Source organism: Streptomyces sparsogenes, assembly GCF_001704635.1.
GTDB lineage: Bacteria > Actinomycetota > Actinomycetes > Streptomycetales > Streptomycetaceae > Streptomyces > Streptomyces sparsogenes.
Genome location: NZ_MAXF01000020.1, coordinates 154,989 through 168,348 on the forward strand (window position 1 = coordinate 154,989; position 13,360 = coordinate 168,348).

At 72.6% G+C, this 13,360-nt stretch carries 15 protein-coding genes; 7 read left to right on the forward strand and 8 right to left on the reverse strand.

Annotated features, from left to right (window positions below; all coding sequences use genetic code 11):
- Positions 1–138: 138 nt before the first annotated feature.
- Together BBH68_RS03740 and BBH68_RS03745 are read right to left on the reverse strand one after the other, a co-directional pair.
- The gene (locus BBH68_RS03740) at positions 139–381 is read right to left on the reverse strand and encodes a ferredoxin (RefSeq protein WP_065958792.1); all 243 of its coding nucleotides are present in this window, start codon (positions 379–381) and stop codon (positions 139–141) included.
- Positions 381–1,883 carry an aldehyde dehydrogenase gene (locus BBH68_RS03745; RefSeq protein WP_065958793.1) on the reverse strand — a complete coding sequence of 501 codons (1,503 nt, stop codon included), beginning with the start codon at positions 1,881–1,883 and terminating at the stop codon, positions 381–383. The genes BBH68_RS03740 and BBH68_RS03745 overlap by 1 nt, the downstream gene beginning before the upstream one ends.
- 139 nt (positions 1,884–2,022) lie before the next feature.
- Here BBH68_RS03745 and BBH68_RS03750 point away from each other — a divergent pair, with 139 nt between their 5' ends.
- The 4 genes from BBH68_RS03750 to BBH68_RS03760 all read left to right on the forward strand — a co-directional run bounded on the left by BBH68_RS03750 (position 2,023) and on the right by BBH68_RS03760 (position 7,300).
- Positions 2,023–3,072: a Strvi_7410 family MBL fold metallo-hydrolase gene (locus BBH68_RS03750; RefSeq protein ID WP_065958794.1), complete on the forward strand. Its 1,050-nt coding sequence runs from the start codon at positions 2,023–2,025 to the stop codon at positions 3,070–3,072.
- Positions 3,073–3,230: 158 nt separating this feature from the next.
- Complete coding sequence (locus tag BBH68_RS42900) at positions 3,231–4,688, forward strand: cytochrome P450 (RefSeq protein WP_245737868.1); 1,458 nt, start codon at positions 3,231–3,233, stop codon at positions 4,686–4,688.
- A complete protein-coding gene (locus BBH68_RS03755; RefSeq protein WP_245737876.1) occupies positions 4,670–5,821 on the forward strand; it encodes a cytochrome P450 family protein in 1,152 nt (383 codons plus the stop codon). The genes BBH68_RS42900 and BBH68_RS03755 overlap by 19 nt, the downstream gene beginning before the upstream one ends.
- A gap of 303 nt (positions 5,822–6,124) precedes the next feature.
- Positions 6,125–7,300: a serine hydrolase domain-containing protein gene (locus BBH68_RS03760; protein WP_079150776.1), complete on the forward strand. Its 1,176-nt coding sequence runs from the start codon at positions 6,125–6,127 to the stop codon at positions 7,298–7,300.
- Between the two features lie 32 nt (positions 7,301–7,332).
- Here BBH68_RS03760 and BBH68_RS03765 read toward each other — a convergent pair whose 3' ends face one another.
- Together BBH68_RS03765 and BBH68_RS03770 are read right to left on the reverse strand one after the other, a co-directional pair.
- Positions 7,333–7,596: a hypothetical protein gene (locus tag BBH68_RS03765; RefSeq protein WP_065958795.1), complete on the reverse strand. Its 264-nt coding sequence runs from the start codon at positions 7,594–7,596 to the stop codon at positions 7,333–7,335.
- A gap of 20 nt (positions 7,597–7,616) precedes the next feature.
- Positions 7,617–8,369 (reverse strand): TioE family transcriptional regulator, encoded by a 753-nt coding sequence (locus BBH68_RS03770; protein ID WP_065958796.1) that lies wholly within the window; start codon positions 8,367–8,369, stop codon positions 7,617–7,619.
- Positions 8,370–8,438: 69 nt separating this feature from the next.
- Between BBH68_RS03770 and BBH68_RS03775 the strand changes: the two genes are divergently transcribed.
- The gene (locus BBH68_RS03775) at positions 8,439–9,644 is read left to right on the forward strand and encodes an erythromycin esterase family protein (RefSeq protein WP_065958797.1); all 1,206 of its coding nucleotides are present in this window, start codon (positions 8,439–8,441) and stop codon (positions 9,642–9,644) included.
- Here the strand turns inward: BBH68_RS03775 and BBH68_RS03780 are convergent.
- Together BBH68_RS03780 and BBH68_RS03785 are read right to left on the reverse strand one after the other, a co-directional pair.
- The gene (locus tag BBH68_RS03780) at positions 9,631–10,248 is read right to left on the reverse strand and encodes a GNAT family N-acetyltransferase (RefSeq protein WP_065958798.1); all 618 of its coding nucleotides are present in this window, start codon (positions 10,246–10,248) and stop codon (positions 9,631–9,633) included. The genes BBH68_RS03775 and BBH68_RS03780 overlap by 14 nt on opposite strands.
- A 65-nt stretch (positions 10,249–10,313) precedes the next feature.
- Positions 10,314–10,745, reverse strand: a complete 432-nt coding sequence (locus BBH68_RS03785) for a DUF2000 domain-containing protein (RefSeq protein WP_065958799.1) — start codon at positions 10,743–10,745, stop codon at positions 10,314–10,316.
- Between the two features lie 49 nt (positions 10,746–10,794).
- Here BBH68_RS03785 and BBH68_RS03790 point away from each other — a divergent pair, with 49 nt between their 5' ends.
- Entirely contained in the window at positions 10,795–11,598 is an 804-nt protein-coding gene (locus BBH68_RS03790) for an AraC family transcriptional regulator (RefSeq protein ID WP_065958800.1), read from the forward strand.
- Between the two features lie 10 nt (positions 11,599–11,608).
- Here BBH68_RS03790 and BBH68_RS03795 read toward each other — a convergent pair whose 3' ends face one another.
- A complete protein-coding gene (locus BBH68_RS03795) occupies positions 11,609–12,259 on the reverse strand; it encodes a TetR/AcrR family transcriptional regulator (protein ID WP_245737869.1) in 651 nt (216 codons plus the stop codon).
- A 162-nt stretch (positions 12,260–12,421) separates the two neighbouring features.
- Here BBH68_RS03795 and BBH68_RS03800 point away from each other — a divergent pair, with 162 nt between their 5' ends.
- Entirely contained in the window at positions 12,422–12,637 is a 216-nt protein-coding gene (locus BBH68_RS03800; protein ID WP_065958802.1) for a DUF4287 domain-containing protein, read from the forward strand.
- A 49-nt stretch (positions 12,638–12,686) separates the two neighbouring features.
- Here BBH68_RS03800 and BBH68_RS03805 read toward each other — a convergent pair whose 3' ends face one another.
- On the reverse strand, positions 12,687–13,310 hold the full coding sequence (locus BBH68_RS03805) for an RraA family protein (protein WP_065958803.1): 624 nt from the start codon (positions 13,308–13,310) through the stop codon (positions 12,687–12,689).
- Positions 13,311–13,360: the final 50 nt, after the last annotated feature.

Genomic DNA, 13,360 nt, shown 5'->3' on the forward strand with positions numbered 1-13,360 from the left:
GCAATACGCACGAGTAGGTTCGATGGACTGGCGTTTGGGATACGAGTTCGGAATCTTAGTTCGAAATACCAGTTCGAAACAGCCTATTCGAATTCGCGTGCGATGTGTAGGCCGGGGCCGGGCCGCACCGGCACTCCGTCATTCCTCCGGCGGGTACACCGGCTCGCCCCGGGAGCCGCCCTCCACGAGACGGATGGCGATGGCCTCGACCGGACAGCCCTCGGCCGCCGCCAGCACCGCCTCCGACGCGTCCGTCTCCGGGGCGACCGGGTGCGCCTGCCGTGTCGCGTCGAGCCGGAACCCGCCGGGCGCGGTGCTCGCGCACAGCCCCGAGCCGATGCACACGCCGCGGTCCACCTCGACGTACCAGCGGTCCCCCATCAGCCCTGCCCCCCGTCCCCACCCCGCTCGCCGTCCCCACCCCGCTCGCCGTCCCAGCCCTGCGGCAGGTGGATCATCTTGTGCTCCAGGTACGACGAGAAGCCCTCGGGCCCGAACTCCCGCCCCAGGCCCGAGTTCTTGTAGCCGCCGAACGGCCCGAGCATGTCGAGGCTGAAGGTGTTCACGGAGTAGGTGCCGGTGCGGATGCGGCGCGCGATCTCGATGCCGTGCGCCACGTCCGAGGTCCACACGCTGCCGGACAGGCCGTAGTCGGAGTCGTCGGCGATGCGCACCGCCTCCTCCTCGTCCCCGTACGGCAGCAGGCAGATGACCGGCCCGAAGATCTCCTCGCGGGCGATGCGCATGGCGTTGTCGACGTCACCGAACAGGGTCGGCTCGACGTACCAGCCCTTCTCCAGGGCCGCCGGACGCCCGCCGCCCGTCAGCACCTTGGCGCCCTCCCGCTGCCCGATGGCGATGTAGTCCAGCGACCGCCGCTGCTGGCGCCGCGCCACCAGCGGGCCGACCTGGGTCGCGGGGTCCAGCGGGTCGCCGACGACCAGGGCCGAGGCGGCGGCCGTGAGGCGCTCGGCGATCTCGTCGTAGTGGGCGCGCGGGGCCAGGATGCGGGTCTGGGCGACGCACGCCTGCCCGTTGTTCATCCACGCGTTCGGCACGATCCCGGCGACCGCCGCCTCCAGGTCGGCGTCCGGCAGGATCACGGCGGCCGACTTCCCGCCCAGTTCCAGGGTCACCCGGGTCAGATTGCGCGAGGCGACCTCCATGACCCGCTTGCCACCCGCCACCGAGCCGGTGAAGGACACCTTGTCCACGCCCGGGTGGCCGACCAGGTACTCGCTGACCTCGCGGTCCGCCGGGAGGATCGACAGCACCCCTTCCGGCAGCCCGGCCTCGGCCACGATCTCGGCCAGGACGTAGGAGTCCAGCGGGGTCTCCGGCGAGGGCTTGAGGATCACCGAGCAGCCGGCCAGCAGCGCGGGCGCCAGCTTCGCCGCCGCCGTGAACTGCGGGACGTTCCACGGCACCACGGCCGCCACCACCCCGACCGGCTCGCGCCGCACCAGCAGCGGCCCCAGGACGCCGGCCCGCCGCTCCTCGAAGACGAAGCCGCGCGCCACCGTGATCGCGGCGTCCCACACCATCAGCGCGCCGAGCGCCTGGCCCAGGACGCTCCAGGAGTACGGGGAGCCGTTCTGCGCGCTGATGAGCCTGGCGATCTCCTCGTGGCGGGCGGCGACGGCGTCCTTGACGCGGGTGACGACCGCGATCCGCTCCTCCAGCGACGCCCGAGCCCAGGGCCCCTCCTCGAAGGCGGTGCGCGCCGCCGCGACCGCCCGGTCCACGTCCGCGCGCGAGGCGTGCGGCACCCGTCCGATGACCGCCTCGGTGTGCGGCGAGACGACCTCGATCACCTCCGTGCCGGCCGGGTCGGCCGGCACGCCGCCGATGAAGAGCTGCCCGTGCTCGATGAGGTCGCTCATCGCCGTTGCCTCCCGCCGGGGTCCACCAACGTGGCGCCGCATTTCTGACGCCCCATCAGAACTGATACCAGTTCTAGTTATCGTGGGCAATGCTTGCGATGCTGGCGTTGCTCGCACACGACCCGGAGAAGGGACGGCCATGACGGGGGTAACGGATCACGGCGGCGGGGTGTGGAGCATTCCGGTCCCCATCCCGGACAACCCGCTCGGCCACACCCTCGTCCACCTCCTCGACACCGACCGCGGTCCGGTCCTCATCGACACCGGCTGGGACGACCCCACCGCCTGGCACACCCTCGCCGCCGGCCTGGCCGCCTGCGGCACCTCGGTGGCCGAGGTCCACGGCGTGCTCGTCACCCACCACCACCCCGACCACCACGGCCTGTCCGCCCGGGTCCGCGAGGCCTCCGGCGCGTGGATCGCCATGCACGCCGCCGACGCCGAGGTCGTACGCCGCACCCGCGAGGCCGAGCCCACCCGCTGGCTCGACTACCTCGCCGGGAAGCTCGCCGCCGCCGGAGCCCCCGAGGAGCATCTGGCCCCCCTGCGCGCGGCCCGCGCCGCGGGCCGCGCGGACGCCCTCCCCGGCACCCGCGCCGCCCAGCCCGACCGCCATATCGCGCCCGGCGAACTGCTCGACCTGGCCGGGCGCCGGCTGCGCGCCATCTGGACCCCCGGCCACACCCCCGGCCATGTCTGTCTGCACCTCGAAGAGGCCCACCCGGCGGCCGGCGAGGGCCTGCCCGGCCACGGCCGGCTCTTCTCCGGCGACCACCTGCTGCCCGGGATCAGCCCGCACATCGGCCTGTACGAGGACCCCGACGACGCGACCGTCACCGACCCCCTCGGCGACTACCTGGACTCCCTGGAGCGGGTGGCCGCCCTCGACCCGGCCGAGGTGCTCCCCGCCCACCAGCACGCCTTCACCGACGCCCCCCGCCGCGTACGGGAGCTGCTGCGCCACCACGAGGAGCGCCTGGCCGGGCTGCGCGGCCTGCTGCTGGCCGCCCCCCTGACGCCCTGGCAGCTCGCCGAGGCCATGGAGTGGAACCGCCCCTGGGCCGACATCCCCTACGGATCGCGGAACATCGCGGTCTCGGAGGCCGAGGCGCATCTGCGGCGCCTGGTGAAGCTGGGCCGGGCGGAGCCGGTGCCGGGCACGGATCCGGTGGCGTACCAGGCGAGGTGAATCCCCGCAAGGGGGTGGAGGCACCGCTGATCCACGGCTAGCCTTACCCCGCTCGGCCGGGCCGTACAGCGTCTCCGCACCGCGGGACCGAGCCGTGCCCTCCCCCACTGCCCTGCACTGTCATACCTAGTTCGTTCGAGCGCCACCCAGGAGCACGTGTGCCGATCTCCACCCCCGACTCCGGCCCGACCCCGCCCCCCGGCTGCCCCGCGCACTCCGCCGGGGGCCCGGCCCCGGTCGGCCCCGAGTCCCTGTACGGCCCCGAGTTCGCCGCGAACCCGTCCGCCGTCTACGCCCGGCTGCGCGCGTACGGGCCGGTCGCACCCGTGGAGATCTCCCCCGGCGTCCACGCCTCGCTGGTCACCAGCTACGCCACCGCCCTGGAGATCATGCGCAACACCGAGACCTTCCCCAGGGACCCGCGCCGCTGGGAAGCGCTCAACGACGGCACGGTCCCCATGGACAGCCCGGTCGTCCCGATGATGATGTACCGGCCCAACCCCATGTACACCGACGGCGAGGAGCACGAGCGGTACCGAGGCGCGGTCTCCGACACCCTCAACCGGCTGAACCCGCACGCCCTGCGCACCTACGTCGAGGAGAGCGCGGACCTGCTCATCGACCTCTTCGGCCCCGAGGGCCAGGCCGAACTGCTCAGCGAATACTGCGCCCGGCTGCCCCTGCTCGTCTTCAACCAGCTCTTCGGCTGCCCGCCCGAGCTGAGCGAGAAGCTGGTCAAGGGCATGGCCTCGCTCCTGGACGCCAGCGAGGACGCCGTGGAGGCCAACGCGGTCCTCGTCGAGACCCTCCTCGCACTGATCACCCTGAAGCGGACCGAACCCGGGGCGGACATCACCTCCTGGCTGCTGGCCCACCCCGCCCGGCTCAACGACGAGGAGATGATCAGTCAGCTCATCCTCCTCACGGGCGCCGGCGTCGAACCCGTGAAGAACCTGATCTGCAACGCGCTGCGGCTGCTGCTGTCCGACGACCGCTTCGGGGGTGATCTGTCGGGCGGCACCATGCCGGTGGACGAGGCGCTCGACGAGGCGCTGTGGACCGACCCGCCGATCGCCAACTACGCCACCCACTTCCCGGTCCGCGACGTCACCATCGGCGGGCACCGGGTGGCCAAGGGCAGCCCCGTCCTCATCAGCATGGCCGCCGCCAACAACGACCCGCAGCTGGTCTCCGACCGGCGCGGCAACCGCGCCCATCTGGCGTTCGGCGCGGGCCCGCACGCCTGCCCCGCGAAGGACCCCGCGCGGATCATCGCCTCCACCGCCGTCGAGAAGCTCCTGGACCGCGTCCCGGACATCGAGCTGACCGTCGACCCCGGCCAACTCCAGTGGCGCCCCGGCCCGTTCCACCGGGCCCTGGCCGCTCTGCCTGTGCGTTTCCCCCCGGTAGCCGCCAAGTACGATGCGACCGGCGTCACAGCGACCGACCAGAATCCCGGAGGCAGCGCATGGAACTCCAGTCGAGACCCCTCGACCTCCGCCCTCTCGTCCTCGACCCCGAAGGGCGCGACGTCCACGGAGAAGGAGCGCGGCTCCGCGAACGCGGTCCAGCGACCCTGGTGGAACTCCCTGATCGCGTGGTGGCGTGGGCGATAACCGAGCCCACCCTCCTCAAGCGGCTGCTCACCGACCCACGCGTCTCCAAGGACCCCCGGCTCCACTGGCCCCAGTACATCAACGGTGAGATCCCCCCGACCTGGCCCCTGATCGGCTGGGTCGCGGTGGAGAACATGTTCACCGCGTACGGCGCCGACCACACCCGGCTGCGCAGGCTCGTCGCCAAGGCCTTCACCACCCGCCGAACGGCCGCGCTGCGCCCCCGTATCGAGCAGCTGGTGTCCGACCTGCTGGACGGCCTCGCGGCGAGCGGCCCCGACACGGCGGTCGATCTGAAGGCGGCGTACTGCCACACCCTCCCCATCGCCGTCATCTGTGAGCTGCTCGGCATCCCCGAGGGCGAGATGCGCGAGCGCGAGCTGGGGTACGTCGGCACCATGTTCAGCACGGCCGCGACCCCCGAGGAGGCCGCTGCCGCCTACCAGGGCCACCAGGTCCTGCTGCGCGAACTGGTCGCCCTCAAGCGGGACACCCCCGGCGACGACATCACCACCGAACTGATCTCCGTCCGCGACGAGGACGGTTCCCGCCTCAACGAGCAGGAACTCGCCGACACCGTCGGCCTGCTCATCGCCGCCGGCTTCGAGACCACGGTCCAGCTCCTCGACCAGGCCGTCACCGCCATGCTGACCCACCCCGACCAGCTCGCCCTGGTCCGCTCGGGCCAGGCCTCCTGGGACGACGTCATCGAGGAGACCCTGCGCGCCCAGCCCCCGGCGGCCAATGTGCCGCTGCGCTACGCCGTGGAGGACATCGAACTCGCGGACGTCACCATCAAGAAGGGCGACGCGATCATCCTCTCCATCACCGCCGTCAACCGCCACCCCGACGTCCACGGCGAGGACGCGGACCGCTTCGACATCACCCGCGCCGTCAAGGAACACCTGGCCTTCGGCCACGGCGTCCACTACTGCCTGGGCGCCCCCCTGGGCCGCCTCGAGGCCCAGATCGCCCTCCCCGCCCTCTTCGACCGCTTCCCGGACCTCCGGCTCGCGGTCCCCCAGGAGGAGCTCCGCCCCCTGCCCACCCTCATCTCCAACGGCCACCAGACGCTCCCGGTACTCCTCGGCGCCGACGCGGCCGCGACCCCCACCCCCGGCCCGGCCGCCTGACGACCGCCCCGGGGAGCGCCCACCCGCTCCCCGGGCCCGGCCCCGGCCGATCGGACGGAAGAGGTTCCGGGCCGACTCTCGCGGGTGGCGTGTGTGGGGGGAGGCTCGGCGTCCGTGCGGGGGATAACCCCCGGCACCGCCCTGAGGACAGCGCACGGGCGGGTCGGGGGGAAGCCGGATGGGCCGATCCCGGCTCCGTTGGTGGGATGGTCGTCGACCAGCGGCTCCGGGGGCGCGACAGCCGCGGGCCACGGCCTGAGCGGCCCGGAACGCGCAGGCGACCCGAACAGAACGGGGACCATCATGCAGGTGTCAGGAAGGCGTTGGCGGGGCCTGCTCGCCCTGTCCAGCCTGGCCGCGGTCCTTCTCGCCGCGTCGACCGGACTGACGGCGGCGGCGAAGCCGCGGCAGGCCGATCCGCTGCGACAGCAGGTGGACGCGATCCACGACACCGGAGCCGTCGGGGTGTTCGCCGAGGTGACGTCAGGGCACACACGGCACACCGCGCGCGCCGGGACGGCCGAGAGGGGCACCGGGAGGCCGATGCCGCAGAACGGCAGGTTCCGGATCGGCAGCGCCACCAAGACCTTCACCGCCACGGTCGTGCTGCAACTCGTCGGCGAGGGGCGAATGTCCCTGGAGGACACCGTCGAGCAGTGGCTGCCGGGAGTCGTCCGGGGCCACGGCCACGACGGCAGCCGGATCACCGTACGGCAGCTGCTGCAGCACACCAGCGGCATTCCGGACGTCGCGCCGAAGATACCCGCGTTGAACAGCGCGGACGGCTATCGAGCCGAGCGGTTCCGCACCTACACCCCCGAGGAGTTGGTGGCGATGGCCATGCGGCCCGCTCCCAAGCTCTCCTCGGACGCCGAATGGTCGTACTCCAACACCAACTACATTCTCGCCGCGATGATCATCCAGGAGGTCACCGGCCGGAGTTGGGCCCAGGAGGTGAACGACCGGATCATCCGCCCGCTGGGCCTGAAGGACACCAGTACGCCCGGCGCCTCCCCGTCCATCCCGGGTCCGCACGCCCACGGCTACGCCGCGTTCGACACCGGCACCAGCATCGACGTCACGGCGCTCAACCCGAGTATGGCCGTCGGCTCCGGCTCGATCATCAGCACCACGCACGACCTGAGCCGGTTCTACACCGCGCTGCTCGGCGGCCGCCTGCTGGCTCCGGCGCAGCTCGACGAGATGACGACCACGACGCCCGCGCCCGAGCTGGGCGTGAGGTACGGGCTCGGCCTTGGCGAGATCCCCTTGCCCTGTGGCGGCAGCTACTTCGGTCACCCGGGGGAACTGCTCGGCTATCGCACCTGGGTCGGCGTCACCCGGGACGGGAGCCGGTCCGCCGTGGTGTACGTCACCAGTGACGGCGGCCGGGACACGCAGGGGGCCATGGGCGCTCTCGTGGGTCAGGAGCTGTGCCGGGCCGGCTCCCAGGACGCGACAGCCGTTCACGCGGGGTGACCGCGGGGCACCCCGCCGTGGGAAACGGCCCCTCAGTCCTCGCCGACCACCGCCAGATCGTCGCCCAGGGCCGCGGCGATCTCGGCGGCCCGCGCGTGGTCGTCCAGCCGGCGGGTGAGGTAGGCGCAGGCGTGGTGGTGCCGCAGTGACCACCAGGCGGCCGAGCCGCCGATCCCGCCCTTCGCGATCTTTCCCCTGTCGCGTACGAGGCCGAGTGTCCAGGTGATCCGGGTGCCGAAGACCTCGTCGTGATTGGTGACTTGGGAGGTGAGCAGCTCGGTGTGGAGCCGGGGCATGGGGTATCGCTGGCAATGGCTCATCCGCGCGCGCGGAGGTACGCCTCCAGTTCGGCGGCCCCGGTCAGCATCGCCCGCCCGCGGGCGGACAGCCGGCGGTGCCAGTCGCCCAGCGCGGCCTCCAGCGGCTCCAGCCCGCCGGCCGCCCGTACTTGGGCGATCAGGGGGGCGATCTGCTCCAGCAGGTAGCCGCCCCGCCTGAGCTGGTGGGTCAGCCGGGCGTCCCGTACGTCGGCCTCGTCGTAGACGCGGTATCCGGTGTGCGGGTCGCGGCGCGGGCGCACCAGGCCGGCGCGCTCCCATTTGCGCAGGGTCGCGGGGCGGATGCCGAGTCTCCCGGCCAGCGGCCCGATGAACGTGCCGCCGGGCGCAGGCCTCGCCGCCCACCCGCCGGCCGCCGTGTCCCGCTCAGGCGCCGTGGTGGTGGCCAGGTCGCGGAGGGCGGTCTCCACGGCCTGGAGGGTCCGGCGGTCTTCGAGGAGCTGGGCGTGGCTCTCGTCGAGGAGGCGGAACGCCTCCTCGTCCGCGCCCTCGTTCACCGCCCGCATGATCGACGCGGCCGTCCGGTGGCCATGGCCGGGCACCAGGGCGAGGAACGCGCGCAGGGCGGCGGCGTGCAGCGATGTATAGGTGCGGTAGCCGTGGGGGGTGCGCGCGGCGGCCGGAAGGATGCCGGCCTCCTCGTAGTTCCTGACCGCCTGCGTGGACAGGCCGTGTCCGCGCGCCAGGTCAACCGGCCTGAGCCGTTCGCCCGTTTGAAGGTTCTGCCCCATGAATCCGCCCCGAACCTGCTGACATCGCGGAAAAGTTTCCACCGAAGGTTCAACGATACCGTTGAATCCATGGTCACCGACATCAGAGACACCACCCATGCCGTCGATGCCGCCGCCGTCATGCGGCTGCTCCCGGCCCGGCCCCGGCTGCTCGCCCTGGGCGAGCCCACCCACGGCGAGGACACCGTTCTCGAGGTGCGCAACGAGCTGTTCCGGCAGCTGGTCGAGCAGGAGGGCTACCGGACGATCGCGATCGAGAGCGACTGCCTGCTGGGCCTGATCGTGGACGACTACGTCACCTCGGGCACCGGCACCCTGGACGAGGTCATGGAGCGCGGCTTCAGCCACACGTGGTTCAACGCGTCCGCGCCCAACCGCGAGCTGGTGCGCTGGATGCGCGCGTACAACGACGGCCGGCCCGCGTCCGAACGGCTCCGCTTCGCGGGTTTCGACGGCCCGCTGGAGATCACTCACGCCGCGAGCCCCCGGCAGGCCCTCACCGCGCTCCACGGCTACCTCGCGGCCCAGGTGGACGCGGACCTGCTGCCCTGCGCCCCCGAGACGCTCGACCGCCTGCTCGGCGACGACGACCGGTGGACCGACCCCGACGCGATGAGGGACCCGGCGAAGTCCATGGGGCGGTCGGCCGAGGCCAGGGAGTTGCGGCTGCTCGCCGACGAACTGGTGGCACTGCTCGACGAGCAGACACCCCACCTGATCGCAGAGACCTCCCGGGAGGGCTGGGACCGGGCGCGCCTGTACGGGCGCACCGCGACCGGCCTGCTGCGCTACCACTTCTGGATGGCCGACACCTCACCGGCGCGCATGACCCGGCTGGCGGGCCTGCGGGCCCGGATGATGGCCGACAACCTGCTCGCCGTCACCGAGCGGGGCCCGGCCCTCGTCCACGCCCACAACTCCCACTTCCAGCGGGAGAAGAGCACGATGCCATGGAACGGGAAGCCGCTGGAGTGGTGGAGCACCGGCGCGCTGGTCAGCGCCCGGCACGGCGAGGAGTACGCCTTCGTGGCCACCGCCCTCGGCACGATCCGGCACCAGGGCGTGGACACGCCGCCGCCGGACACCCTCGAAGGGCTGCTGTACGAGCTGCCCGAGGACCGCTGCGTCGTGGACGCCCGCCGGCTGGCCACCGCCCTCGGCGACACCCGGCCCGCGCCCCGCGTGTCCCCCTGGTTCGGCTACGCCCCGCTCGACCCGGCCCACCTGGCGGACCTCGACGGCCTGGTGTTCGTCAAGGACGTCACGCGGGGCTAGCCCCGCCTGAGGTGGCACGGCGGCGCTCCCAGGCCTCCCGCGTCAGGTCGTACTCGACCTCGCCGTGCTCCGATCCGTCGATGACCTCCGGCCAGTCGCCGAAGTAGGTGCGGACGAAGGTCAGGCCGGACTTCTCCATCACCCGCCGCGACGCGGCGTTGACGGTCATCGTGTTCGCGGTCACCCGCTGGACACCCAGCTCGGTGAACCCCTTGTGGATCAGCGCCCGCGCGCCCTCGGTGGCGTAGCCGCGCCCCCAGGTGGCGGCCCGCAGCCGGTACCCGAGCTCCACCACGGCCGGGCTGTCGTCCTCCAGCGGCCGGAACTCGAACCACCCGAGAAACGCCCCAGCATCCTCCGCCCTAGCATCCTCCGCCCCTGTGCCCTTCGCCTCGGCCGCCCAGTAGCCGAAGGTTCCCAGGCCCGGGTGGCGGTGGAGGAGTCGCGGCAGGTGCCGGGTCCGGATCGTGTCGCGGGGCGTGGGCCGGCCGCCGTTGATGTACCGCATCACCTCGGGGTCGCCGTAGAGCTCCACGAGCCGGTCCACGTCGTCGGGGGTGAACGGGCGCAGCACCATCCGCTCGGTCTCCAGGAAGATGTCCATGGCGCGATCCTCACGGCCCTCACGCGGCTCCGCCACCGAATATGCCCGCCGCGACCCGGTGGTGCTCAGGGGTGCATACGAGCGCCCTTGAGCACCTTGTCGACCGCGTTGCGCGGCCCGTACACGGCCAGCCCCACCAGGTCGAGCCCGCCCTTGGGCACGGCCCGTACCGCCGCGCGGTTGTCCCGGTCGTTGCCGGTGGAGAAGAGGTCGGAGGTGAACACCGCGCGGGGAAGCGCGCGGGACAGGGCGCGGTCGTGGGCCGCGGTCAGGGTCTCCTTCGTCCCCTCGAAGACCAGGACGGGCTGGCGGAACATCGGCAGGTACGGGGTGTCGTCGGCGTCGGCGTACGGCTCGCCGATCACCTCGGGCAGCTCCGAGCCCAGGCCGCTGACCAGGAACGCGGTCACGTTCAGCCGCTGCCAGGTCCGCAGGTCCTCCCGCAGCAGCACGGCGATCTTCGTATCGAAACGTACGGGGGTGGTCTCAGTCGTCATGCCCCGAGCCTGCCGACCGGCCCGCCGCACCGTCTTGTACGTTTCTGGCATGGTGTCCCGGCATGAGGTGTTCGCTTGGCGCCCGCGGGTCCCGGGCGTCGTGGAGGTCTTCCACGCCCACTTCACCGAGCACGCGTACCCGATGCACGTCCACGACGTGTGGACGCTGCTGATCGTCGACAACGGCGCGGTCCGCTACGACCTGAACCGCCGCGAGTGCGGCACCCCCGGCGACACCGTGTCCCTGCTCCCCCCGCAGGTGCCGCACAACGGCTCACCGGCCACCCCGCAGGGGTTCCGCAAGCGGGTGCTCTACCTGGACCTGCCCCAGCTCGACAAGGGACTGATCGGCCCGGCGGTGGACCACCCCGACATGGCCGACCCGCTCCTGCGCCGGCGCGTCGGCCGGCTGCACTCCGTCTTGGCGCACCCCGGCGACGAGCTGGAGGCCGAGTCCCGGCTCGCCCTGATCGGCGAACGCCTGCGCGGCCATCTGCTGCCCCGGCTCGCCGCCCGCCCGCCGAAGCCCGACCGCGGCGTGGCCCACAGCCTGCGGGAACTGCTCGACGAGCGGCTGCTCCACGGCGTGACCCTGGACGACGCCGCCAAGCTGGTGCACGCCCACCCCACCCACCTGGTGCGGGCCTTCTCCACGGCCTTCGGCATCGCCCCGCACCAGTACCTGATGGCCCGGCGGGTGGACCGCGCCCGCCGGCTGCTCCTCGACGGCCGCCCGCCCGCGGAGGTGGCCACCGCGGTCGGCTTCTACGACCAGTCGCATCTGACCCGGCACTTCAAACGGTTCATCGGCATCACCCCGGGACGCTACGCCCGGACCGCGGCGGGGGCCTGAGCCGGGCGGGTCAGATGCCGCGTTCGATCATGTCGATGACATGCCGGCCGGCGTCCTGGGCCTGGGTGGGGTGCAGGCCGCGCAGGGGGCCGTCGATGAGCAGCACGGCGAGGCCGTGGACGGCGGACCAGGCGAGGAACTCGGCTCCGGGGCGGCGGTCCTCGGGGAGGAGGCCGGTCTCCACCAGGTCGTCGAGGGCGGCGCCGAGGAGTTCGAAGGGGGTCCTGCCACCGGCTCCGGCGGCGGTTTCGGCGGCGGCGTGGGCCATGTCGCCGGGGACGTGGAAGGCGGCGCGGAACAGGCCCGGCTGCTCCTGGGCGAAGCGCAGGTAGCCGGTGCCGACCGCGCGGAAGCGGGCGCGGGCGGCGGCGACCGGGTCGTCGGCGGGCGGCAGGGCGGCCTGCTCGGCCTCCATGGTGCGGGCCGCCTCGGCCATGGCGGCCTGGGACACGGCGTGCAGCAGGGCGGCCCGGTCGGCGAAGTGCCGGTACGCCGCGTTGGGCACCACCCCCGCGTGGCGGGTCGCGGCCCGCAGCACGACGGCCTCGGGCCCGCCCTCGCGGGCGAGTTCGAGTCCGGCCTTGATGAGCGCGTTCCGCAGGTCGCCATGGCGGTAGGTGTCCCGCTTCGGCTTGCCGCCCTCGGCCACGGTCAACCTCACCCATCCCCTATGTGGACAGCATCCACTTAGCTCGCCTAGACTCCTGCCCGACGGGGGGACGGATCGCCGCACCCTCCGAATGTGGACATCGTACACAAGGGTGGATCGGCAGGACGGCAACCGGTCCGCCGGAACCCGACGACACGGAGGACGACGCACGACATGACCGCACCCGTAAAAGGCCCCGCCAGCTACTTCCCCTCGATCGAGAAGAAGTACGGCCGCCCGATAGCCGAGTGGAAGGACCTCATCCGCTCCTCGCCGCTGACCAAGCACATGGAGCTCGTCACCTGGCTCAAGAACGAACACGGCCTCGGGCACGGCCACGCCAACGCCCTTGTCGCCCACACCCTCGCCGAGGAGACCAAGGCGTGCTGACAGGCGGTCAGCACGGGCGGTCGGCACAGGCGGCGATCAGCACAGGCGGTCAGCCCTCGAAGCCCTGGTCGCTCAGGATCTTGTCGATACGGGCGCGGTGCGCCGCCTCCCACGCGTCGAGGGTCTCCCCGGCCTCCTTGGCCAGCTTCGCCTCAGCCGCGCGGAGCACCTCCTCACGGCGGGCGTGCGGAGTGACCACGACACCCTCCTCGTCGGCCACCACGATGTCACCGGCGTGCACCTCGACGCCGCCGCACCGCACCGCGACATTCAGCGGCCCGGCCGCCGCCTTGGCCCCCGGGATCGGAATCACTCCCCTGGCGAAGACGGGGAAGCCCATCTCGCGCACCTCGCCGAGGTCACGTATCACTCCGTCGAGCACGAACGCCGCGATGCCACGGCGCTGAGCGACGGCGCAGACGTTTCCCCCGGCGAGCGCGTAGTCCACATCCCCCGACTCGACCACGACGACCGAGCCCGGCTCCGCACGGTGGATGGCCGCATGGAGCATCAGGTTGTCGCCGGGAGGGCACCGCACGGTGAACGCGGGACCGGCGACGCGCGGGGTCGGGGACCAGAGCGGGCGGATGCCGATGTCCATGACCTGCGCACGGCCGAGAACATCGGCGAGAGTGGTCGGGGGGATGTGCGCGAAGCCGGTGGCGTCGGTCATGGGGCTGCCTTCCTCCGTGGACGGGGGGCCCGCCGGGCCCCCTCCGCCAT

What these genes read in the sequence shown, in the direction of transcription:
- BBH68_RS03740 (WP_065958792.1), bottom strand. Translation starts at nt 381, where the DNA reads ATGGGGGACCGCTGGTACGTCGAGGTGGACCGCGGCGTGTGCATCGGC.
- BBH68_RS03745 (WP_065958793.1), bottom strand. Translation starts at nt 1,883, where the DNA reads ATGAGCGACCTCATCGAGCACGGGCAGCTCTTCATCGGCGGCGTGCCG.
- BBH68_RS03750 (WP_065958794.1), top strand. Translation starts at nt 2,023, where the DNA reads ATGACGGGGGTAACGGATCACGGCGGCGGGGTGTGGAGCATTCCGGTC.
- BBH68_RS03760 (WP_079150776.1), top strand. Translation starts at nt 6,125, where the DNA reads ATGCAGGTGTCAGGAAGGCGTTGGCGGGGCCTGCTCGCCCTGTCCAGC.
- BBH68_RS03765 (WP_065958795.1), bottom strand. Translation starts at nt 7,596, where the DNA reads ATGCCCCGGCTCCACACCGAGCTGCTCACCTCCCAAGTCACCAATCAC.
- BBH68_RS03770 (WP_065958796.1), bottom strand. Translation starts at nt 8,369, where the DNA reads ATGGGGCAGAACCTTCAAACGGGCGAACGGCTCAGGCCGGTTGACCTG.
- BBH68_RS03775 (WP_065958797.1), top strand. Translation starts at nt 8,439, where the DNA reads ATGGTCACCGACATCAGAGACACCACCCATGCCGTCGATGCCGCCGCC.
- BBH68_RS03780 (WP_065958798.1), bottom strand. Translation starts at nt 10,248, where the DNA reads ATGGACATCTTCCTGGAGACCGAGCGGATGGTGCTGCGCCCGTTCACC.
- BBH68_RS03785 (WP_065958799.1), bottom strand. Translation starts at nt 10,745, where the DNA reads ATGACGACTGAGACCACCCCCGTACGTTTCGATACGAAGATCGCCGTG.
- BBH68_RS03790 (WP_065958800.1), top strand. Translation starts at nt 10,795, where the DNA reads ATGGTGTCCCGGCATGAGGTGTTCGCTTGGCGCCCGCGGGTCCCGGGC.
- BBH68_RS03800 (WP_065958802.1), top strand. Translation starts at nt 12,422, where the DNA reads ATGACCGCACCCGTAAAAGGCCCCGCCAGCTACTTCCCCTCGATCGAG.
- BBH68_RS03805 (WP_065958803.1), bottom strand. Translation starts at nt 13,310, where the DNA reads ATGACCGACGCCACCGGCTTCGCGCACATCCCCCCGACCACTCTCGCC.